The 21,448-nt window shown below is 40.0% G+C and carries 19 protein-coding genes and 3 pseudogenes; 13 read left to right on the plus strand and 9 right to left on the minus strand.

Annotated elements, in window-relative coordinates:
* Positions 1 to 59 precede the first annotated feature (59 nt).
* The 3 genes from EGS71_RS16745 to EGS71_RS16760 all read right to left on the minus strand — a co-directional run bounded on the left by EGS71_RS16745 (position 60) and on the right by EGS71_RS16760 (position 3,465).
* A complete protein-coding gene (locus tag EGS71_RS16745; protein WP_000749499.1) occupies positions 60 to 854 on the minus strand; it encodes a substrate-binding domain-containing protein in 795 nt (264 codons plus the stop codon).
* A 92-nt stretch (positions 855 to 946) separates the two neighbouring features.
* Entirely contained in the window at positions 947 to 2,257 is a 1,311-nt protein-coding gene (locus tag EGS71_RS16750) for an MFS transporter (RefSeq protein ID WP_000383636.1), read from the minus strand.
* A 278-nt stretch (positions 2,258 to 2,535) separates the two neighbouring features.
* On the minus strand, positions 2,536 to 3,465 hold the full coding sequence (locus EGS71_RS16760; RefSeq protein WP_000403826.1) for a LysR family transcriptional regulator: 930 nt from the start codon (positions 3,463 to 3,465) through the stop codon (positions 2,536 to 2,538).
* A 299-nt stretch (positions 3,466 to 3,764) separates the two neighbouring features.
* Between EGS71_RS16760 and EGS71_RS16765 the strand changes: the two genes are divergently transcribed.
* Complete coding sequence (locus EGS71_RS16765; RefSeq protein ID WP_000011626.1) at positions 3,765 to 5,150, plus strand: outer membrane protein transport protein; 1,386 nt, start codon at positions 3,765 to 3,767, stop codon at positions 5,148 to 5,150.
* Positions 5,151 to 5,183: 33 nt separating this feature from the next.
* A complete protein-coding gene (locus tag EGS71_RS16770; protein WP_001033442.1) occupies positions 5,184 to 6,551 on the plus strand; it encodes a M20 family metallopeptidase in 1,368 nt (455 codons plus the stop codon).
* A 58-nt stretch (positions 6,552 to 6,609) separates the two neighbouring features.
* On the opposite strand, the gene EGS71_RS16775 is transcribed toward EGS71_RS16770, so the two are convergent.
* Positions 6,610 to 7,617 carry an AraC family transcriptional regulator gene (locus EGS71_RS16775; protein WP_001136631.1) on the minus strand — a complete coding sequence of 336 codons (1,008 nt, stop codon included), beginning with the start codon at positions 7,615 to 7,617 and terminating at the stop codon, positions 6,610 to 6,612.
* Between the two features lie 215 nt (positions 7,618 to 7,832).
* On the opposite strand from EGS71_RS16775, the gene EGS71_RS16780 reads away from it, so the two are divergent.
* Complete coding sequence (locus EGS71_RS16780) at positions 7,833 to 8,858, plus strand: fatty acid desaturase (RefSeq protein ID WP_081400949.1); 1,026 nt, start codon at positions 7,833 to 7,835, stop codon at positions 8,856 to 8,858.
* Between the two features lie 101 nt (positions 8,859 to 8,959).
* On the opposite strand, the gene EGS71_RS16785 is transcribed toward EGS71_RS16780, so the two are convergent.
* Positions 8,960 to 9,568: a LysE family translocator gene (locus EGS71_RS16785; RefSeq protein ID WP_000807293.1), complete on the minus strand. Its 609-nt coding sequence runs from the start codon at positions 9,566 to 9,568 to the stop codon at positions 8,960 to 8,962.
* A 255-nt stretch (positions 9,569 to 9,823) separates the two neighbouring features.
* Here EGS71_RS16785 and EGS71_RS16790 point away from each other — a divergent pair, with 255 nt between their 5' ends.
* The 5 genes from EGS71_RS16790 (at position 9,824) to EGS71_RS16815 (ending at position 15,024) form a co-directional block, all read left to right on the plus strand.
* The gene (locus EGS71_RS16790; protein ID WP_000572813.1) at positions 9,824 to 10,696 is read left to right on the plus strand and encodes a LysR family transcriptional regulator; all 873 of its coding nucleotides are present in this window, start codon (positions 9,824 to 9,826) and stop codon (positions 10,694 to 10,696) included.
* A 365-nt stretch (positions 10,697 to 11,061) separates the two neighbouring features.
* Entirely contained in the window at positions 11,062 to 12,048 is a 987-nt protein-coding gene (locus EGS71_RS16795; RefSeq protein ID WP_000031359.1) for a DUF1852 domain-containing protein, read from the plus strand.
* 21 nt (positions 12,049 to 12,069) lie between these two features.
* Positions 12,070 to 13,113: a methionine synthase gene (locus EGS71_RS16800; RefSeq protein WP_000735355.1), complete on the plus strand. Its 1,044-nt coding sequence runs from the start codon at positions 12,070 to 12,072 to the stop codon at positions 13,111 to 13,113.
* A 185-nt stretch (positions 13,114 to 13,298) separates the two neighbouring features.
* Complete coding sequence (locus tag EGS71_RS16805) at positions 13,299 to 13,790, plus strand: flavin reductase (RefSeq protein WP_000249482.1); 492 nt, start codon at positions 13,299 to 13,301, stop codon at positions 13,788 to 13,790.
* A gap of 682 nt (positions 13,791 to 14,472) precedes the next feature.
* The gene (locus EGS71_RS16815) at positions 14,473 to 15,024 is read left to right on the plus strand and encodes a TetR/AcrR family transcriptional regulator (protein WP_032006605.1); all 552 of its coding nucleotides are present in this window, start codon (positions 14,473 to 14,475) and stop codon (positions 15,022 to 15,024) included.
* Here EGS71_RS16815 and EGS71_RS16820 read toward each other — a convergent pair.
* Positions 15,021 to 15,899: pseudogene (locus EGS71_RS16820) on the minus strand (ImmA/IrrE family metallo-endopeptidase); the annotation flags it as partial. The gene EGS71_RS16815 and the pseudogene EGS71_RS16820 sit on opposite strands and share 4 nt — an antisense overlap.
* A gap of 83 nt (positions 15,900 to 15,982) precedes the next feature.
* Between EGS71_RS16820 and EGS71_RS16825 the strand changes: the two are divergent.
* From EGS71_RS16825 to EGS71_RS16835, 3 genes are all read left to right on the plus strand, one after another.
* Entirely contained in the window at positions 15,983 to 16,366 is a 384-nt protein-coding gene (locus EGS71_RS16825; RefSeq protein WP_001055589.1) for a transposase, read from the plus strand.
* Positions 16,363 to 16,698 (plus strand): IS66 family insertion sequence element accessory protein TnpB, encoded by a 336-nt coding sequence (tnpB, locus tag EGS71_RS16830; RefSeq protein WP_000619347.1) that lies wholly within the window; start codon positions 16,363 to 16,365, stop codon positions 16,696 to 16,698. The genes EGS71_RS16825 and tnpB overlap by 4 nt, the downstream gene beginning before the upstream one ends.
* Positions 16,699 to 16,772: 74 nt before the next feature.
* Positions 16,773 to 18,356, plus strand: coding sequence for an IS66-like element ISAba25 family transposase (locus EGS71_RS16835; RefSeq protein ID WP_001094424.1), 1,584 nt, complete (start codon positions 16,773 to 16,775; stop codon positions 18,354 to 18,356).
* 30 nt (positions 18,357 to 18,386) lie between these two features.
* On the opposite strand, the pseudogene EGS71_RS16840 reads toward EGS71_RS16835, so the two are convergent.
* The 3 genes and pseudogenes from EGS71_RS16840 to EGS71_RS16850 all read right to left on the minus strand — a co-directional run.
* Positions 18,387 to 18,815: pseudogene (locus tag EGS71_RS16840) on the minus strand (restriction endonuclease); the annotation flags it as partial.
* A gap of 101 nt (positions 18,816 to 18,916) precedes the next feature.
* Positions 18,917 to 19,195 carry a darcynin family protein gene (locus EGS71_RS16845; protein WP_001162235.1) on the minus strand — a complete coding sequence of 93 codons (279 nt, stop codon included), beginning with the start codon at positions 19,193 to 19,195 and terminating at the stop codon, positions 18,917 to 18,919.
* Between the two features lie 44 nt (positions 19,196 to 19,239).
* On the minus strand, positions 19,240 to 20,103 hold the full coding sequence (locus EGS71_RS16850; RefSeq protein ID WP_001103906.1) for a LysR family transcriptional regulator: 864 nt from the start codon (positions 20,101 to 20,103) through the stop codon (positions 19,240 to 19,242).
* Between the two features lie 242 nt (positions 20,104 to 20,345).
* Between EGS71_RS16850 and EGS71_RS16855 the strand changes: the two genes are divergently transcribed.
* Both EGS71_RS16855 and EGS71_RS22575 read left to right on the plus strand, forming a co-directional pair.
* Positions 20,346 to 21,239, plus strand: coding sequence for a PhzF family isomerase (locus EGS71_RS16855; RefSeq protein WP_000208328.1), 894 nt, complete (start codon positions 20,346 to 20,348; stop codon positions 21,237 to 21,239).
* Positions 21,240 to 21,324: 85 nt separating this feature from the next.
* Positions 21,325 to 21,444: pseudogene (locus tag EGS71_RS22575) on the plus strand (TetR/AcrR family transcriptional regulator); the annotation flags it as partial.
* Positions 21,445 to 21,448: the final 4 nt, after the last annotated feature.

The raw sequence follows: 21,448 nt of genomic DNA on the forward strand, positions 1-21,448 counted from the left end.
GCGTAAACCGTTCAAAGAGTAAAGGCAACATCCTCTCAAAATGCTGCCTTTTAGAGCTTTTATTGTTTAACCTGCTCAAGACCCTGTTCTTCAATAATTTGTGTCGCTTGAGGCGATTTCACAAATTTAATTAACTCTTTTGCGACTTTTGCATGTTCCGAGTTTTTACCAATACCAGCAGCAAATACGGTAACTTTTTGGTAAGGCGCAGGGATTGGACCAACTAACTCAACTTGACCATATTTGCCGGTAAAAGGTTTGATTTCACTAATTTGCTGGAAACCAATATCAAACTGGCCTTCGGCAATACGTTTTGCAACGCGGTCGCCTACCACTTTTTCTGCTTTACTCGAAATTACTTTGTATTCGACAGGTGGAAAGCTTGGGAAAACATCTTTTTCAAGATGCGTACCACTCGCACTTGCTGAATAGCCTATGTGCTTGGCATTTAATAAAACTTTTTCAAATTTTGCCGCAGAGCTAATATCTGGTTTTGGTGCACCTTTAGGCACAGCCATGCCAATGCTTGAATTCACCAAAGCGCTTTGTGAGTTTGGGTCAACATAACCTTTTTCTGCGAGTTTGCTTAGTTCAGGAGCAGCCAAGACCACCACGTCAAAACGTTCACCACGATCGAGTCGATTTGGAATTGCAGTCGGTGATTCACCCATAGACGAACCAGATGAGAGGTGAACCGTGTGACCAGTTTGCTTTTCAAATATTGGAATGAGTTTTTCCATAGATGAATAGAAACCGCCTGAGCTAATTACTTCGAGCGTATCTGCATTGGCAAATGTAGATCCTAAGCCTGCACCAGCTAGGCAAATGGTTATGAAGATAGGGGACTTTTTCATGGTGCCTCACTTGAATTGCAAGAAAGCACAGTACGGAGACTTAAGATCTGCCGTACTGTTTATTAAAATTTCAGGTTAAGGAATGAGTTGTTTTAAGCGCTAACCTTTGCAGGTTCAGCAATTGCGTCAGGATCTTTCTGTTTAGAACCACGACATAAATACAAGCTTGAGATGAGACTGCATACTGCAGCGAGCATGAGCCAGAATGCTGGTGTGCTGGCATTACCTGTATTTTCGACAAGGAAGGTACAAGCCATTGGAGTCATACCACCAAAAATCGCGGCTGCAAGACTAAATGCTAAAGAGAAGCCAACGGTACGTACACGTTTTGGCATCACTTCGGCAAGCGTTGCGACCATAGTGCCGTTGTACATACCAAAGAAGAACGAGAAGTAAGCAAGGGTAATAAGTAGGTTTGAGAAGCTAATGTCGCTCACCAACCAGCTTAAAACCGGATAGCTGGTAAAGATCGCAAGTGTCGTAATACCCACTAATACTGGACGACGACCAATTTTGTCGGAAAGTAATCCACCCATTGGTAACCAGAAGAAATTCGATAAACCTACAAACACGGTTGCTAAAAGGCTATCTGTTACCGACATTTCTAAAGTGCGTTTTGCATACACGGTGGTGTAAACCGTAATAAAGTAGAACGTAGTAGTGGTCATGGCACTCATCATCATGCCGGCAAGTACAATACGCCAGTTGCTTACAAGTGTGCTGAAAATTTCTTTTGAAGATGGATGAGTTTTTTGCGCTTTAAAGTCTTCAGTTTCCTCTAAAGTACGACGGAACAAGAAGATTAAAGGAATAATTAAACAGCCAATTAAGAACGGAATACGCCAGCCCCATTCACCTACTTGAGCATGAGTTAAAATGGTGTTGAGCCAGTAACCAAGTAAGGCCGCAAATACAACCGCAATTTGTTGGCTACCAGACTGCCAGCTAGTAATAAAGCCACGGTTTTTATCGGTTGCAATTTCAGCGAGGTAAATTGAAACACCGCCAGATTCAACACCTGCCGAGAAGCCTTGTAATAGACGCCCAATTACCACCAAAATTGGCGCGATAATACCAATGGTTTCATAACCCGGCACAAAGGTAATTAAGATGGTGCCAATTGCCATAAGACTTAAAGTGACAATCAAACCTTTACGACGACCGACTTTGTCGACATAGGCACCCAAGAAAATAGCGCCGAGAGGACGCATAAGAAAACCCGCAGCAAATACGGTAAATGTCATCATTAAAGAGACATATTCATTATCAGAATGGAAAAACTTTGCTGCGATATAGGTGGCATAGAAACCAAAAAGAAAAAAATCGTACTGTTCTAAAAAGTTGCCACTCGTTACATTTAATATTTTTTTAAAAGTAGCCCTACGGTTATTAACGACATCCATTGGAGACCTCCTTGGCCTAACAAAATGGAAACATTCACGATCTTCAAGGTTTGGACGTAAACTGATTCAATCAATAAACCTAAATAGGAAATGGGTTAGAGATGAGGTTTAAAGGTGTCCTTCGTAGAAAATGTGATGCCTTGTTTCCAGTTCAAACTACACATCTATGTTTCGATAAACAGAAAACCACTTATCATTCGAAGGAAAATGTAATCTTAAAAAGCAGGAGGGAGTGAGAGGAGAAAATTAATTAGGTATTTAGAAAAATTAATGACCCTTTATAAAATAATTTCAGAACATGGCCAAATCTGGTTTTGAATCAATTCTTTCACACATGCCTTAATGGCTGACTTGGCAGCAAGTGCGGCAGGTGATAATTCTTCTTCGGCAAGGCTCACCAAATAGTTAATTCGTTCAACTTCAGGGTCGACGACCTTAAGCAATTGCAGCTTGTGTTTATACTCTTGTAAGCAAGCACTACCGGGCCTCACACTTGCAAGGTCAAGATGAATCAGACTGTCCATAAGCAAATGCAAGCCATCAATTTCATAGACGACATTGAGCTGCCCAATCTTGTGCTCAAGCAGTTTTCTTAAGCTATGACGCTGACGTGGCAACACTAAAGGAATATCGCCAATTTGCTGCGACTGAATAATTCCGCTTTTAATACATTCGCTAAGTCCGTATTTTTCGAGCACTTCTTTGCGTGCCATTAAATACATTTGCTCGCGTACCAAGGGTTGAATTGACCACTGTTTATCAATTTCATTGGTAAAAATAATGGCGATATCAAGCTGACGCGAATTAATCGACTGAATCAGGTTCCCCGACAGGGTTTCCACAATCTCTAAACGAATATCTGGATAACGTTCAGACATTAGTTTCATTAAAGGGATGCCAATTAAAGCGGTAATGGTCGGTGGAAAACCAAGGCTGACATGACCGGAAAGCCGTGCTGAATGTGCAGCATCTATGGCGAAGTTCACTTGACGCAAAATAAGTTGAGAGTGCTTTAAAAAGGCAAGGCCAGCAGGAGTTGGAGTCACACCAAAAGCATTACGCTGTAATAAGCGAATGCTTAACTCTTGCTCGAGCTTACTAATTTGCTGACTAATCGCCGAAGCACCCACATCGAGTTTTTGGGCAGCTTTTCCAATACTGCCCGATTCAACGACCGTCAAAAAATACTTTATTTGCTTGATTTCCATAATAAATGTATTCGCTCATCATCCTTGATTTATAGAGATATGAAGGATTGGGAAATCTATCATGCGTTTTAATATTAACAGCAATACAGGCAAAAAGTTCTTAAAAAAAATAACTTCTCATTTTAAAAGAACAATCGTTTTTAGGGTGATTGAAAAATAATATCCATGTTGTAGCTACACAAACTATAACTTTTCAATATGGCATCTACGGTCAAATTATTGGCGTTTTGAGCTAAGCATAATCGTTCAAATCTACATAAAGTGAGGAATCAAAATAAAAAAATATCCAGGATGGATCTATGAGTTTTGTTGTGAATAAAAAAATATTTATCTTAGGAATAGCATCGATTTGCACAAGCACATTACATGCTGCTGCATTTGATAAAACAGGGCAGTCTGTAGCGGCATTTTTACAACCGGGCAACTATTTTGAAGCAAGTTTAGGAATAACAGATGCCGATTTAAGTGGTGTAGAGTCGGGTACCAACCCTTCACATCATTCAATTTCAGATATCGCCAATACCGATTATCGGCCTACGGCAGCGTTAAAACTACAGTTGGCACCGCAGTATTCATTTGGTCTGTTATATGATCAGCCTTTTGGTGCTGACACGGAATATTCAGGTGTAAATGGCTTCGTTGCAACGCCAAAAGATACCGTTATGTTACCTGGAATTACAACCACAGGGCTTGCCAGCGCTACATTGGGCCATGCTCCTACAGGAAATGCAAAATCAGAATTTGATATACAAAATTTAAGCTTCATTTTGGGTTACCAACCCACAAAAAACTGGAATCTTTATGCGGGGCCAGTCTATCAAACTTTTAAAAGTCAGGTTGAATTAAGGGGTAATGTATTTAGTCTCTATAATGGATATGACTTTCATACTAAAACTGTAAGTGATTTAGGGTGGTTAGCAGGACTTGCTTACCAAATTCCAGAAAAAGCTGTGAAAGTCTCATTAACCTACCGTTCAGCCATTACCCATAAAGTAAACGCGACTGAAAACGCTCCTTTAATTGATATGTTAAGCACTCAACAAGGTCGTGATTTAGTTAATCAGCATCTAGATTTCATGATTTCTATTGGTCAGATGACTCCACAAAAGAAAGCTTACTTAAATCAGATTATTGCTAATTTGCCAGAACAAGAAGATACAGGTACAACAAAATTTAAATCTCCTGATTCAGTGAATTTGGAGTTCCAGACTGGACTGCGTCAGGGAACGTCACTATTTGGTAGTTTACGCTGGGTAAATTGGAGTGATCTTGCTTTGCAACCTTATCGCTTCGGTGAGATCTCAAAAGTTGTTGGCGTACTATCAACGCCAAGCCGTCCGGAAGGTTTTAATTTGGTTCGTTATTATGACGACCAATGGTCTTTAAATTTGGGTTTAGGACAACGCTTTTCGCCAAAATGGTTAGGTTCTGTGTCAGTTGGATGGGACTCTGGAGCAGGAGATAAAGTGTCAACGGGTGGCCCAACTAAAGGGTATTACAACTTGGGCGTGGGTGCTCAATATAGCCCGACATCGCGATACTTTATTTCTGGTGGTGTGAAGTATTACTGGTTAGGCGATGCAAAAGCTCAGCTTGGCGCACAGGCGGGTAGTGACTATTATGTAGGTGAGTTTAAGGATAACCACTCAGTCAGCTATGGCTTAAAAATTGGATATAAATTTTAAAATTAAATCAGTCATTTATAAGGTTTTAATTACATGAATAAAATCATTAAAAACGGTATGTTTTTAGGGTTGTCGACTTTGATTTCAGGTTATGGAACTCTTCTCCATGCGGAAGCAAGTCCAACAAATTTACCCGCAGTTTCACAAAAAGCGTTAACCATTATTGATAGGCAAACCGAGTGGTTAAATAAGGTCTATAAAGACATTCATGAACACCCTGAACTTGGGTTTATGGAAAAGCGTACTTCTGCCATTGTTGCCAAAGAGCTTAAGTCACTAGGTTTTGACGTTAAAACGGGAATAGCCAAAACAGGCGTGGTCGGCATTTTAAAAAATGGTGAAGGGCCAACGGTTATGTACCGTGCCGATATGGATGCCAACACTGTTGAAGAGGCAACTGGTCTACCATACGCGAGTAAAGTGCGCGTAAAACTTGATGATGGAACCGAAACGCCTGTAGCCCATATGTGTGGTCATGATGCACATGTGACATGGATGCTTAGCATGGCAAAAACATTAGTCGCTTTAAAAAAGGAATGGAGCGGAACTATTATTTTAGTTGCACAGCCTGCTGAAGAGCCGATCACAGGTGCAAAAGCTATGGTGACCGATGGCTTGTGGACAAAATATAACTTGCCAAAACCTGATTATTTCTTTGCAGTGCATACAACACCTGCACCTGTGGGCGTGGTCATCAATGCACCGGGGCCACGTATGGCAGGAACCGATCAGCTTGATGTTTTATTTAAAGGTGTGGGTGGGCATGGCTCATTACCGATGCTCACCAAGAACCCGATTAGCATGGCGGCCAATGCACTAAATCAATATCAAACCATTATGGGTAATGCAGTTGATCCGCAACAAGCGGCAGTGTTATCAATTGGCTCAATCCAAGCTGGAAATTCGAATAACGTGATTCCTTCTACGGCCTTGGTCAAAATGAATTTGCGCTGGTTTGATCCAAAAGTACGCGAGACCATGTTAAATAACATTAAGTCTATGAGTGAAGGCGCGGCTCAAATGCAGGGGATGGGTAAAGACCAAATGCCGACCTTTACTTTTAAAGGTTCAAGCACACCTGTAATTAACAATAAAGAATTTTCTGCACGTTTAAATGGGCCTTTAAAAGCACTATTGGGAGATAAACATGTTCTAACTGAATATCCTGCGGTTATGGGGTCAGAAGATGTTCATCATTTATTGGGCGAACAAAAAGACATTCCTTTTAACTTTATGTTTATTGGTGTGGCAGACCCAGTTGTGTTTACAAATGCAGTCAAGCAAGGCAAACCTGTGCCTTATATTCCACATAGTCCAAACTACATTGTTGACTTAAAAGCTTTACCAGTGGGAGCCAAAGTCACTACAGTTTCGATGCTAGAACTACTTACTAAAAAATAAGTTACTCATAAAAAAAAGATGCACTTACATGCATCTTTTTTGTCTAAGTTTTTAAAAGTTAAGAGCAAGCCAGATATTTTTCTCGATAATGGATAGGTGATAAATCGGTCCAGCGGCGAAATGCGCGGGTAAAACTACTGACATCAGTAAAGCCAAGAATATAAGCAATCTCAGTAATATTGTGGCTTGAATTTTTAATATACGATAAGGCGAGTTCGTGCCGAGTCTGATCCAGTAACTCACTATAAGAGGTGTTTTCGGCAGAAAGTTTGCGTTGCAGACTCCGTATGCTTAAGCCCAGACTTTTCGCAACATCTTGTTGTTGAAAATCACCTGTAGATAATTTTTCGATTAATTTTACTTTCACTCGTGCCAATATATTTTCTTTATCGAACCGCGCCAGATAACGATTAATAATTTCATCATATTCTTGGGTGAGAGTCGGATTTGCACCTTCTAGTGGTTGTTCTATGGTTGCCGTGTCAAACACAATCATGTCTTTGGGTGCATTAAACACAATCGGGGCTTTTAAAATACTCTGAAAAGTTTCTAGATCTTCTGGCTCTGAGCGTCTAAGTTCAATGCGTAAGGGTGAAAAAACAGAGCCTTGTAAGGCACGACTTGAGCGAATAAAAACGGAAATAAATGCATCTATTGACTCGGGCTGAACTTCGTCGGGAACATGAATCACGAAATAATGATTATTTCCTTGCCCATAAAACTCTAGCTCTGGAATATCCGTAACCACACGAAAATAACGAATAATTCTTAGAAACATCTCTTTTAGGGTGGTGCTGGTAATCAGTGAATGCCCTAACACATGAAAAGTATTTTGATTGACTTGGCTGGCAACTTTAAGGCCAAAACATGAATCTTGAGTTTTCTGAACTGCTAATTTCCATAAATTTGCTGTTTGTTTTAATGAATATCGTGCATCAGGATTACTCAGAGCCTGAATATCTAAACCTGCTTGTTCTAATAAAGGTTGACTATCAACACCGGCTTTTTCGAGCGCTTTTTGAATCGCTTTCACCCAGCTAGCCAGTGCCGTTGCTGTCTGTGGCATGTTATGTCCTATAACTTGTGATTCATATTCCTCTGAACAGTATAAAAGATTCAAAACTAAAAAATCTTTTGTTTATTCTGAATCTTTTTATTTTGGCATCCATAGCCAATAGATTGGCGTTTCGAGCTAAGCACACTTAGGGTGATCTAAATAAAGTAGGGGCATGGAAAACTGAGGAATAACGGATGACCTATATTTATAAAAATCCTGCCGGAATGACCGATAGCGAAAAAACCGAACATATTAAAAAAGTAGTAACAGCAGAAGGCGTGGCTTTACGCAAACGCCATCCTATTTTGAATCATCAAAATGCCATTGGGGCGATGATTCTATTTATATCTTTGGTCGGCATGATAGCGACTGCCGTGCTCTATATAAATCATCAACTTTCAGCTTGGTTTGCAATTCCGATTATTGCTTTTTTTGCATCGCTCACGCATGAGTTAGAGCATGATCTGATTCACTGGATGTATTTTAGAAAGAAACCATGGGCACATCATTTAATGATGGGTTTAGTCTGGTTAGCTCGACCAAGTACCATTAACCCGTGGAAACGTCGTGAGCTGCATTTTAACCATCATAAAAACTCAGGCACCGAAGTTGATTTAGAAGAAAGAGCTTTAACCAACGGAGAACAGTGGAGCATACGTCGTCTCATCGCGATTGGTGATAACGGCTTGGCTGTCTTGTTCCGTATTATTTCTGCAAGCAATTGGACGGTGAGAAAAGTAATTTTTAAACGTGCATTTATGGCTTATTTTCCGTTAGGAATTATTCATTGGTCGCTGTGGTATATCTTTTTAGGTTTTCATGCAGTAGATGCTGTTTTAAGTTGGGCGAATGCACCGATTGCTTGGTCAGCTACCACTTTAAATATTATGCATGTGGTTAATATTTTGACTGTTGTTTGGGTTGCACCGAATGTACTGCGTACCTTCTGCTTGCACTTTGTGACTAGCAATATGCATTACTACGGCGATGTCGAATTGGGTAATGTCATTCAGCAAACTCAGGTGTTAAAACCTTGGTGGATGATGCCGTTCCAACTGTTTTGCTTTAACTTTGGTTCAACGCATGCCATCCACCATTTTGTGGTGAAAGAACCATTCTACATTCGCCAAATGACGGCACCGGTTGCCCATAAAGTCATGCGTGATATGGGAGTACGGTTTAACGATGTTGGAACCTTTAAAAGAGCAAATCGTTGGAACATAAATGATTTATCAGAGTCAAAAAGTTAAAACATAGCTTTTTATCTCACTTAAATGGACTGAGTTCTGTACGAAGCGCTCAGTCCATTAACCATAAACTCACTATAGAGTTTCTTAAAAATTAAACGGCTCTACTGAAACTTAGTAAAAAGCAAAATCACACCTAACACACATAAGATTGAACCAATCACCCTATTAATCTGTACTTGCTTGGCTAACATTTTTTGTCTTAGTAGCATGGATGAGAACAGTACAGCCACAAGTGAAAACCATACAAAATGGGCAAATGACATAAAAAAGCCATAAGCCAAAAGAATGGTTTTAGGCGTAGTTAAGCTCACAATTTGCGTATAGGTACTAATCACAAATAGCGTGGTTTTAGGGTTCAGGGCGTTAGTAAAAAAGCCGTATTTTATCGCTTGAAAACTGCCTATAGCGTTTAAAGCAACAGCGTCTAAAACAGGTTTTTGAGTAAAAGTTTTATAGCCAATATAGATCAGGTAAAGCGCGCCAATATACTTAACAATATTCAAAATTTGCGGCGTATAAGTCATCACAAAGGCAACGGCAACTAACGTATAAGTTACATGTACCAACACGCCAAGCGATATTCCAAGTGAAGTGTACACACCTATTTTTCGACCGTACAAGTAACTATTTTTAGTAACAATCGCGAAGTCAGCGCCGGGACTAATCACTGCCAAAATCGTAATGAGAATAACCGCAATGAACTCTGCCATTATCTTGCACCCTCACTGAAAATGAGGGGATTAATCTGTACTTTTTGGAATGTATTTGAGAGGAGAACTGTTTTGCTTAAAGCAGTTATTCTTATCGTGAGAAAGATTGGGGCTTTACATTTATGAAGATAGATATAGATATCTAATATGTTTTTCATCATCTAAAATAGGTTTTAATAAAGATGATTTTTATTTTGAACAGAAACCTAAAAATAAAAATCGATAAAAACGACTACATAACTATGAGTTTTTGGAATGATCGAAAGAATATCGCTGAATTCACTAAAATTTTTCTATTTCGTGGCGAAGTATGGCAGCGTGACTTTAGCTGCAAAGAAATTATTTGTGACGCAAAGTGCGGTTAGTAAACAGATTTATAATTTAGAAGAAGCCTTAAATACGGCTTTGTTCGACCGAAAAAATAAAACGCTTGTGATGACTAAGCAGGGTGAAACTTTATTGAGTTGTTGCCATCAAGTTTTTGGTCAACTCGATGAATGTTTAATGGAGCTAAGCCAACCCAAAGCCGAAAACAAACAATTGGTCTTGTCGTGTGAACCGACACTTTCTATGAAATGGCTCATACCGCGTTTATCTAAGTTTAAAAAGCTCGGTCATGATTTTGAGGTTGTGCTACTCACAGCAGGCGGCGTGGTCGATTTTGAAAAAGATAATATTGATATCGCGATACGCCGAAATGACTTTGATTGGGGAGAGCATATTTATAGTGAAAAGATTGCCGATGAATATATCGCTCTAGTTCAAGCACCCAAGCCATCGGAAACAAACGACTTACTCATTTCGACTTCTAGACCAAATTTTTTCAAAAACATGAGCCGCATTGCTGAGTTAAAGCAGATTTTAAAAGGCTACTCCAAAGTTGAACTTGAACATTTTTATCTATGTTTAGAAGGGTGTTTGGCGGGACTCGGCGCAACGGTCATCTCAATTTATATGATTGAAAAAGAGCTTGAGTGGAACTTACTGCAAAAAAATTCACCAGTCGTTCAAGATGGTTCAGCCTATTTTCTACTTTCTCATCGTGCTTTTGAGGAAGATCCACGCAAAACCCTATTTTTAGAATGGCTAAAAGCAGAGATGAATGAGAGTCAACATAAATTGCTTTAGGCTTATCTGTTTTATTCAAAGAAAATGATTTAATTAATTGAAAATAACCATAAATTATAAAATTTAAGGTACTACAACGCGAGTGCTGTATATTGAATTTCTGCTGTCTAAAATTCCCGAAGATGAAAAATATTTAACTTCCTACTTATTTATAAAACCCTAAACATGAATTTCACTCAGTTTTGAATGAGACTAAATCATTTTTATTCATGTTGTGATTGCGGTATAAATCTATCCATGCTCTGAAGCGCTCCAGTTATTTACTTTTGATAAGACCACAAGGCACAAAACTGACAAGGCTGGAAAGTTCAAAAAGAGCAAAAAGATTTTTTAGGTTTATCTCAGAAATTAGGGTACTGATCACAATGAGTAAAGAATTTACATTTACGATTAAGAGTATTTGTTTCGATGAGAACTATCGTCCAGCAGACAATACGCGTATTACAACCAACTTTGCTAACTTGGCGAGAGGGATGAGCCGCGAAGAAAATTTGCGCAACACATTACGGATGATCGACAATCGTTTCAATGCCTTAGCTCATTGGGACAACCCTAGGGGCGACCGCTATGGCGTTGAACTTGAAATCATTTCAGTTGAAATGAATATTGATGCCGAAAACCGTACTAGCGGGCTTCCTTTAATCGAAATATTGAAAACCAATATTGTTGATAAAAAGACCAATGAACGCATCGAAGGCATTGTAGGTAACAACTTCTCGTCTTATGTACGTGACTATGACTTTAGTGTGCTGTTGTTAGACCACAACAAAAACAAGTCTACGTTTAGCACGCCAGAAAAGTTTGGTGAATTACACGGTAACTTATTTAAGAGCTTTATTAACTCTGAGACTTATAAAGCCAACTTTAAAAAGGCACCTGTGATTTGCTTAAGCGTTTCAACAAGTAAGGTGTATCACCGTACTGAAAACGAACATCCTGTTTTGGGTGTTGAATACAAGCAAGAAGACTATTCATTAACCGATGAATATTTCCAAAAAATGGGCTTAAAGGTTCGCTATTTCATGCCGCCGCATAGCGTTGCGCCGTTAGCGTTCTACTTTACTGGCGATTTGTTGAGTGATTACACCAACCTTGAGTTGATTAGTACCATTAGTACGATGGAAACCTTCCAAAAGATTTACCGTCCTGAAATTTACAATGCAAATTCAGTGGCTGGAAAGTCTTATCAACCAAGCTTGAAGCACCAAGATTATTCACTTACTCGAATTGTGTATGACCGTGAAGAACGTAGCCGTTTGGCTATAGAGCAGGGGAAGTTTGTTGAAGAGCAATTTATCAAACCATACCAAGCGATTCTTGAGCAGTGGTCTGCGAATTACGCTCCTAATTAATCAACATATAGGTCATTTATTATGAAAAAGTTATTACCGACTTCAACTGCTGGCAGCTTACCGAAACCGTCTTGGCTTGCAGAACCTGAAAAGCTTTGGTCGCCGTGGAAACTCGAAAACGAAGGCTTAGTTGAAGGTAAAAAAGACGCGTTACGTTTAGCACTTCACGAACAAAAACTTGCGGGCATTGACATTGTTAGCGATGGTGAACAAACCCGCCAACACTTTGTGACTACGTTTATTGAGCACTTAAATGGCGTAGATTTTGAAAAGCGCGAAACAGTTCGTATTCGTGACCGTTATGACGCAAGCGTACCGTCTGTTGTAGGTGCGGTGTCGCGTCAAAAGCCTGTGTTTGTTGAAGATGCAAAGTTTTTACGTCAGCAAACTGATCAGCCAATTAAATGGGCGTTACCTGGCCCAATGACTATGATTGATACGCTTTATGATGGTCACTACAAGAGCCGTGAAAAGCTTGCTTGGGAATTTGCCAAAATCTTGAACCAAGAAGCGAAAGAGTTAGAAGCTGCTGGTGTAGACATCATTCAGTTTGACGAACCTGCATTTAACGTCTTCTTTGACGAAGTAAATGACTGGGGTATTGCGACTTTAGAGCGTGCAATTGAAGGCTTAAAATGTGAAACTGCGGTGCACATTTGCTATGGTTACGGTATTAAAGCCAATACTGACTGGAAAAAGACACTCGGTTCAGAATGGCGCCAGTACGAAGAAGCTTTCCCGAAACTTCAAACTTCTAACATTGATATCATCTCGTTAGAATGTCACAACTCGCGTGTGCCAATCGACTTACTCGAACTTATTCGTGGTAAAAAAGTCATGGTCGGTGCGATTGATGTTGCAACAAACCAGATTGAGACACCGGAAGAAGTTGCCAACACACTTCGTAAAGCGCTTCAGTTTGTAGATTCAGACAAGCTTTACCCGTGCACAAACTGCGGTATGGCGCCTCTTTCTCGTGAAGTGGCACGCGGCAAGCTAAATGCCTTAAGTGCAGGTGCAGAAATCGTTCGCCGAGAACTTACGGGTTTTGATCTTACTGCTTAATATTTACCAATAAGTGGTATAAAGGGTTACTTTTTTGATGGTGGTTGATAATCAAACAAGTAACCCTCATTTTACTTACTACATGTCGCTCTAATCAGATCGCATGTCGATAGTACCTTCCTGATGGAGTTGGGCGGTATAGCAAACACACAGGAAAAGGTACGGTTCAATTTAGGAATAATGTCATGGTTCAAGCAACAGACTTTAGAAATGCAATGTCTTTACTCACAAGTGCGGTTAGTGTTGTGACCACGGCAGGCATGTCTGGCCGTTTTGGATTTACTGCCTCTGCTGTTTGTAGTGTGACTGACACACCGCCGACATTATTGGTCTGTATGAACCAAGCTGCGAGTTCACATGCACATTTCCTAGATAACAAAATCTTAACCGTGAATGTGTTAGGCGCGCACCACGAACATATTTCAAAAGCATTTTCATCTAAGCTCACACCCGAAGAACGCTTTAAACATGGCGAATGGATTGAGTTAGAAACAGGCGCACCTGTGTTGGAAGATGCTTTGGTGAGCTTCGATTGTGAGATTGAGCAAATTCAACAAGTCGGCACACACACGATTTTTATATGCCCGATTGTGGCGATTAAACAAAGCCAACATGACCAAAGTTTGGTTTACTTTAACCGTGCTTATCACCAAGTGGGGCAGACAGAGACTGTCTAATCCTACTTATCATTTCGTTATTTCATATTAAAAGACTCATTAAGAAATCAATAAGCACGGATCGCTTCTGTTTAATTTTAAAAATACAATTAAATATAATATCTTAAATAATAATTAAGTTAATCTAATGAAAAACAATAAGAAATTTAATCACTTGTCATTAAAGCTACATTGACACATTTCAGCTCTCGGATTATGCTTTGCGTGCTGGCCACATTGCCAGCCGGCTTTGACAGGCTGATCTTTGAGAACATTGAAAAAACTCGTTTTTTTGATGTAGACCCACTCGTCTCCCTTTTTGTAGCGGTAGGACGGAAGGGGGACGCCTTTGTGCGTGCTGGGTTCTCGAAGCCAGTCTGTCAACCCTCTTTCGTTCTGCCACCATAATTCCAAATGAATGCTTTGGCAGAACTCCCAAAATCAGGAGTTGGCTATGCACATCCATCATTTCTTGGCCTTAAGCGCCAAAAGCTATAACGACACCACTTAATTCATCTTTAAACAGTTTGGAGGCTTACCCGCTTTTCAGACTTTAAGTCATTACGGCTAAAAACTTATATCAACAATAAAACTTGAGATGTGCCAAGCACCGTCTTACGGCTTTGCTGTGCTTTTTTTCTCGCAAAAGGGCACAGGCTTTTTATCTCATTTAGAAACAACAAGAATTTATAACGGTAAAACTATGCCAACTTTAGAAATATCTTCCAAAAAATTACAGGTGGTTCAAACCGCAATCCAACTCTTTACCACGCATGGGTTCCATAATGTAGGGGTAGACCTCATTATCAAAGAAGCCAAAATACCGAAAGCCACGTTTTACAACTACTTCCACTCCAAAGAACGCTTGATCGAAATGTGCATCGCCTTTCAAAAAAGCCTGATCAGAGAAGAAGTACTCTCCATTATTTACTCAAGCCGTTACTACACCCAAAAAGATAAACTCAAAGAAATTATTGTCTTACATACCAATCTAAACAGTCTGTACCATTTGCTGCTTAAAGCCATTTTTGAAATAAAACGACTGTATCCGCAAGCCTACCGTATGGCGGTTGAATACCGAAAATGGCTACATCGGGAACTTTTTGACCTGATTTTTAGCTGTGAGACCCGTGCTTTTAAATTTGATGCAGACATGGTTTTAAACCTTATAGATGGCTTGATGCTACAGGTTTTAAGCTCTAACAATTTGGATGAAAGGGATGTGGTGTTGGAGAAGTTTTGGGGGAGAGCTTAGAACCGATCTATATATGACCTCGTTACCTTATGAGTAGAAGTAGGTTGAAAAGCGAATTGAGCTAAACCTAATTCTGTGAGTCTAATTTTCATTGTTTCTTGAGAAACATTAAAAATTCCAGTCATAGGTAAAATGATTCTACTATAATTTTCAAAATTGCAGGGTTGTGAATCAATATATAATGGCGAGAAACCTCTATTTCTGATTCCATAAAGGCGTAAATAATAGTTTAAAGTTGCTTTTAATCGATTTTCAGGCAGTAGTAAGCAACCCGCAAAATAATTTGCTTGAAATTCTAGTCGATCAATATTTTGGGTAATTTCTATATCTATAGAGTGAGATTCCATAGCTGGTGAAAAGTTCTCTGAAATTATATATTTGCTATGGTTAAGAAAAATATGTGCTATTTCATGTGCTTTTGCAAAATTAATTTGATGTTGAGAATAGAACCCTACTCCAAAAATGGTAATAGTTTTTAATTTAGTTTCTAGCTTACCAATAATATTTGGATGTTCGGGAGTATCAATCTCAATAAGTTTATAACCTAGAGTATTTATTATTTCATTTAAATCTATCTCATCGTTTTTATAAAATTTATCAAATAAGTTTTCTGCAAGGATACTTAACTCTTTTTTAGATTTATAAGGGATAGTTTTAGAGTATGAATTTACACGGTGTTGTGTGAAAAATTCTTTTGGAGACACATCTTTCTGCAAAGAAAGGAAATCATAAATTAAATCTTTTGGAATGCTTGTAAAGCGTAGTGGTGTCTGAATAAAGATATTCGTAGCAGAAATATCTTGTAAATTTTCTGAAGTGAGCGCATTACTTATGATTTCATCGTTATTCTTTATTCTATTAATAGTTCTATTGTAAGCATCCGGCTAACACAGCCTTACCAAGCGGTCCTATAAGCCTTAATTTAGTTCCCACCTAAAAACAAGTGGGGACTTAATCCATGAACATGGATATATATTCAGCAACACCTCCTGTTGCTAAAAAACGCAGAACATACAGCAAAGAATTCAAACTCAGTATTGTCAATGCCTGTAAAAATCCTAATACCTCGATCGCTTCGGTCGCACTGCAACATAGTATTAATGCCAACCTTGTCAGTCGTTGGATCAGGATCTTCAGCCATCATGAGGGTGCCGTGCAGGATCCTACTCATGTGAATCCAGCATTTATTGCTTTGCCTTACACTGCTGCAATCAGCCAACCTATTGATGAGAGGATCACGTTGTGTATCACCGTGCCTCATACGAATAATGATATTCAGCTAAAATGGCAGACATCAGAAATACCTGCCTTGGCAGAATTACTCAAGGCACTGGCAACATGATCCGTATCAATGAAATTTGGCTCTCTACCCAGCCCATGGATATGCGAGCAGGAATGGATACTGTCATGGCTCAGGTGGTGAGAGCCTTTGGCTACATCAAACCGCATTGCGCCTACCTGTTCTGTAATAAACGTGGTCATCGTATGAAAGTGTTGGTACATGATGGACTGGGCATCTGGCTGTGTGCCCGGCGTTTGGAACAGGGTAAATTTCACTGGGCTCAAGTTCACCAAGGTGAAACCGTGGCCCTCAGCCCGGAACAGTTACAGGCATTAATCCAAGGTTTGCCCTGGCAGAGAATTGGATTGCAGCAAGTGGTGAATATGCTCTAAACCAAGCTCGACCATTCTGCCATCCTCCAAACGTTCTATTTCATTCTCTTCATGACCTCAGGCATACTGCGGTCATGAATACGCTGCCTGACTTAAGCCAACTGACCCATGAACAACTGCTGGAATTCACCAGACAGTTGGCGATGCAGCATCAGTCTCTAGCACAATCAAACCAACAATTGGATGCCAAAGTTCAACATCTTTCTATTCTCAATCAAAAATACGAGCATGAACTGGCGCTGTTTAAAAAGCACAAATTCGCCCAAAAGAATGAACACTTAACGGCAAAACAAATCCACCTATGGGATGAAGCGGTTGAAGAAGATATTGCTGCTGTTGATCTGGAATTAGAACGATTAAATGCAGATAAAACCGATGCAGCGACACAGAAAGCCAAAACCAATAAACCTAAACGTCGACCACTGCCAGATCATCTACACACCATCCGTATTGAGCATGAACCTGCATCAACCCAATGCACTTGTGGATGCCAACTCCGTCGTATCGGCGAAGATGTCAGTGAGAAACTGCATTTCAGACCGGCACAGTTCTATAAGGAACAGCATGTGCGTGGTAAATGGGTCTGTGATCAGTGTGACACTCTGACTCAGCAAGCGATGCCCGCCTATGTGATTGATAAAGGCATTGCTTCACCTGAATTGCTCAGCCATGTGCTGGTATCGAAGTATGCCGATCATTTGCCGCTGTACCGTCAACGTCTGATCTATCAGCGGGCGGGAATCGAACTTTCTAGATCAACTTTATCTGACTGGATAGGTCGCTGCGGTGTAGAACTGGAACCTCTGGCCAATGCCTTAAAAGAGGTGGTGCTGCAACAGCGGGTGCTGCATGCAGATGAAACACCGGTCACCATCATGCGGATGGGTGAGAATGAGAAAAAACCGAAGAAAGGTTATGTCTGGGCCTATGCCACCACACAGTACAATCCAGTTCAGGCGGTGATCTATGACTTTCAGGATAGTCGTTCAGGCCAGCATGCTGCAGAGTTCTTGAAAGGCTGGCAGGGCAATCTAGTCTGTGATGATTACAGTGGTTATAAAGCACGCTTTAAATCAGGCCAGGTCATAGAGGTCGGCTGCATGGCCCATGCACGTCGTAAATTCCATGAACTGCATGTGACCGGGAAAAGTCAGGTCGCTGAACAGGCATTGGTGCTGATTCAGAAACTGTATGCGATAGAAGCAGAACTCAGGAAAAAGACCGATGGTACAGCGGAAGACCGCCGCGAATACCGACAACAGCATAGTCAACCAGTGATGCAACAACTATATGAATGGCTCAACCAACATCATCTGACAGTGCCATCGAGTTCTCCCACCGCCAAGGCCATCAATTACACTCTGAAGCGTTGGCCAGCCTTAAGCCGCTATCTGGATGATGGCAATCTACCGATATGCAACAATTGGGTAGAGAATCAGATGCGTCCCTGGGCGTTGGGGCGCAAGAACTGGCTGTTTGCAGGTTCGCTGCGCAGTGGTCAGCGAGCGGCAAACATCATGACTTTAATCCAGTCAGCAAAGCTGAATGGGCTGGATCCGTATGCCTATTTAAGTGATGTGCTGAAAAGGTTACCGACACATAAAGTGACCCAGATTGAAGAGTTACTGCCGCACTGCTGGAAACCTAAATCGAATTAAAAAATAGGTATGGGATTCAGCGGACGCTTACGTTCTATTAAATATAACTTCATGATTATCATTAGCTGTAATTCTCCACAGCCCTATCTTTCTATTTTTTGCAACATTTAATGCTCCTTTCTGAAAGCCATTTTTAGTAATGCAGATAGCCTTTGTATAATGTTTTCCGACTTGACTAACTTTGGTTGAAAACTCTTCAATATCGTCCACAGGAACGCTTTTTTCATAATTTTTACATTCAATTAGGATTACTAAATATGGTTCCTTTTGATCAAATAAGAAAACTTCAATAGCTACATCAAAGATAATGTAGTCCTCTCGATCCTTTGAATAATATTTCTTTTGCTTGTAAATTTTAGTGTGACTTGGATTAAGCCCCATATACCCTTTTTGGATTAGAGCTGAAAAGTAGTCAAAAACAAAATTTTCAAAAATATCGCCTTTCTTTTTAGTATCCATGTATCAAAAAAGTATTGAATTTTTTTGATCATATATAAAAATCAGTAACTTGGCTATATGGATATAACGCCTTAATAACTAAATGAGGTTATCCACAACTTTTACAAAGAACTTTCATACTCCACATACCCATCTTCAATTGCGGGAATAATCTCTACAAACTCAAAATAGGGTACTGTACAAAACTCAGAGTCTCGAATCGTATCAATCACAAAATAATAATCTTGCAGAGATGACGTCTCAAACATAGCAATATCACTCGCTTTAGTGCTAAACGCTTCAACGTCATACCACCGAACTTTTACAGTCGGGTACTTCTCAAAAATAGGCTCAAACTTTTGTGCACTAAACTCAGCCCGCTTTTCACGAGCTAAAGCCAACCAAGCGTGTAAGGCTCTTAAATATCAGAAAAACATAATTTTCATCACAACAGATATTCTTGTAGTTCTTTTTCAATTGTTCCGCTAATCAACGTTGAATAGTCACTATCCTTAGTATCTAAATGACGCATTAACCACACATCTTGTTTTAAAGTTTGTTCAGGTAGTATGGGTACTAAACCAGAAGCCTGTGCAACAAAGCAAGGCAGGGCTGTAATTCCTTGTCCTTCAATGGCTGCTCGTAGTTGCGAGTGCATGTTATCAAAAGACAAAGCAGGCGCTGCATTTTGAGTGAGTTCACGCATCCATTGTGCTAAGAACGTATATTGAAGCCTTCTATCCCAACCGATTATACGATGATTCAATAAATCATCAGCCGTTTCAGCATGCTCTGTGAAACTGGCGAGATAATCCTTACTACCATAAAGCCCATATTCTAGTTGGCCAAGGCGTCGAATAATATAACGCCCACTTTCTGGTCGAACAAGTCGAAGAATAATGTCAGCTTCCCGTCGAGAAAAATCAACAGGAACGACACTCGTTGATATCTCTAATTGTAAATCTGCATGCTTGAGTTGCAATGCTGTTAGTTTTGACTGAAGCAACTGTTGCCCAATTAACTCAGGTAAAGCAATGCGGAACAATGATTGTTGCCCTTGATCGTTGTAACGTTCCATCGCTATTAAATGCTCTTCAGCTTTTTCAGCCAAAGCAAAAAAATGTTTTCCAACATGGGTGAGTGTATAGCCATCACTGTCTCGAGAAAAAAGAATCGCATTGAGACTTTTTTCTAGTTCAACAGCTCTGCGATGTACGGTAGAAACACTAATACCAAGCAATTTTGCACTGCGGCTCAACCCGCCAGTTCGCCCAATAGCTAACAAAATTTTAGTATCGTCCCAGTTCATACCTTTCCATATTTAGAAAATGCATTTGCAATAAAAACTATAGTATCGCCGATGTTTAGATTTATACAATTCAAACAAGTACTACAAGTACTACAAGTACTACAAGTACTCAAAACTCATTATATGAGACGACTATAAACTTTTTAGAGCTAAGGCATGTGTCGTTGCAATTAAATAAGATTTTCTGGTTATGGCAAGAGCTATTTCTGAGATCACAATATTAACAACAGGGGAGTTCTGCCATGACGACCATTTATGTAATTGATGCATTTACTACCCAACCAAATACAGGAAATCGAGCTGGGGTTGTTCTAGATGCGGACCATCTTACGACTCAAGAGATGCAAGATATTGCTGCATTCACAGGCTATTCGGAAACTGCCTTTGTTTTGGCACCTAAAGATCAAAGCCATGGCATACATGTTCGATATTTTACCCCTACACATGAAGTCCCGATCTGTGGACATGCGACGATCGCTACTCATTTTTTACGTGCAACTACTGGCCACCAATCAGACTATCCATTAATCGCAAAAACAGGAGCTGGTCATTTACCCGTTTCAATATTTGGAAGTCCAGAAGTATTATTGGTGAAAATGACTCAAGGTCGTGTAGAGTTCTTACCACCTTTTAATGCGAGTCAACGGAGTGAACTTGCAGGTGCACTAGGTGTGAGCGAAAGTGATTTTGCGGATTTACCAATACAAGTTGTCACGACGGGGCATTCCAAGGTGATGGTGCCGATGCTGAGCAGAAGTAAGCTTGATGGATTAACTCCAAATAATGAAAAATTGAAAGCTATTAGTGCTGAAATCGGTTGCAATGGTTTTTTCCCCTTTGTTTTGGAAGGGAGTAGGCAAGAACCTATTACTTATGGTCGAATGTTTGCACCTGCAATCGGTATAAATGAAGATCCGGTAACTGGTAATGCAAATGGTCCAGCGGGGGCGTATCTTGTTCATTACGATTTAATCGAATGTGACCAGAAAGTAAGTTATTGGGGATATCAAGGCTTCGCAATAGAAAAACCGGGACGGGTTTTAGTGACAGTTGAGAAAACAGATTCAATATTACACGTTAGCATTGCAGGCCAAGCAGTTTTAGTTGGCTCAGTTTTGTATTCTGGAAAAGATTGATGATCTTTGAGAAATTATGGCATCTTGCGTATTCCAAAGAATTTCTTCTCTTTACGTAAGTTTATCATCTCAGATATCCATTTAAGATGTAATTGCTTTAAGCAAAGGAATGATTAACGCTGCAGGCATAGCAGGTGAAAATGATTTAAATGATTTACAGCAGCGAGTTGAAAAGGCTGTATTTGGGTATTTAGACCTATCATAAATAT

The organism is Acinetobacter sp. FDAARGOS_559 (assembly GCF_003940475.1).
Taxonomy (GTDB): domain Bacteria; phylum Pseudomonadota; class Gammaproteobacteria; order Pseudomonadales; family Moraxellaceae; genus Acinetobacter; species Acinetobacter baumannii.

Coding starts and splice junctions, on each gene's coding strand:
- EGS71_RS16745 (WP_000749499.1), bottom strand. CDS start 854: ATGAAAAAGTCCCCTATCTTCATAACCATTTGCCTAGCTGGTGCAGGC.
- EGS71_RS16750 (WP_000383636.1), bottom strand. CDS start 2,257: ATGGATGTCGTTAATAACCGTAGGGCTACTTTTAAAAAAATATTAAAT.
- EGS71_RS16760 (WP_000403826.1), bottom strand. CDS start 3,465: ATGGAAATCAAGCAAATAAAGTATTTTTTGACGGTCGTTGAATCGGGC.
- EGS71_RS16765 (WP_000011626.1), top strand. CDS start 3,765: ATGAGTTTTGTTGTGAATAAAAAAATATTTATCTTAGGAATAGCATCG.
- EGS71_RS16770 (WP_001033442.1), top strand. CDS start 5,184: ATGAATAAAATCATTAAAAACGGTATGTTTTTAGGGTTGTCGACTTTG.
- EGS71_RS16775 (WP_001136631.1), bottom strand. CDS start 7,617: ATGCCACAGACAGCAACGGCACTGGCTAGCTGGGTGAAAGCGATTCAA.
- EGS71_RS16780 (WP_081400949.1), top strand. CDS start 7,833: ATGACCGATAGCGAAAAAACCGAACATATTAAAAAAGTAGTAACAGCA.
- EGS71_RS16785 (WP_000807293.1), bottom strand. CDS start 9,568: ATGGCAGAGTTCATTGCGGTTATTCTCATTACGATTTTGGCAGTGATT.
- EGS71_RS16790 (WP_000572813.1), top strand. CDS start 9,824: ATGATCGAAAGAATATCGCTGAATTCACTAAAATTTTTCTATTTCGTG.
- EGS71_RS16795 (WP_000031359.1), top strand. CDS start 11,062: ATGAGTAAAGAATTTACATTTACGATTAAGAGTATTTGTTTCGATGAG.
- EGS71_RS16800 (WP_000735355.1), top strand. CDS start 12,070: ATGAAAAAGTTATTACCGACTTCAACTGCTGGCAGCTTACCGAAACCG.
- EGS71_RS16805 (WP_000249482.1), top strand. CDS start 13,299: ATGGTTCAAGCAACAGACTTTAGAAATGCAATGTCTTTACTCACAAGT.
- EGS71_RS16815 (WP_032006605.1), top strand. CDS start 14,473: ATGCCAACTTTAGAAATATCTTCCAAAAAATTACAGGTGGTTCAAACC.
- EGS71_RS16825 (WP_001055589.1), top strand. CDS start 15,983: ATGAACATGGATATATATTCAGCAACACCTCCTGTTGCTAAAAAACGC.
- tnpB (WP_000619347.1), top strand. CDS start 16,363: ATGATCCGTATCAATGAAATTTGGCTCTCTACCCAGCCCATGGATATG.
- EGS71_RS16835 (WP_001094424.1), top strand. CDS start 16,773: ATGAATACGCTGCCTGACTTAAGCCAACTGACCCATGAACAACTGCTG.
- EGS71_RS16850 (WP_001103906.1), bottom strand. CDS start 20,103: ATGAACTGGGACGATACTAAAATTTTGTTAGCTATTGGGCGAACTGGC.
- EGS71_RS16855 (WP_000208328.1), top strand. CDS start 20,346: ATGACGACCATTTATGTAATTGATGCATTTACTACCCAACCAAATACA.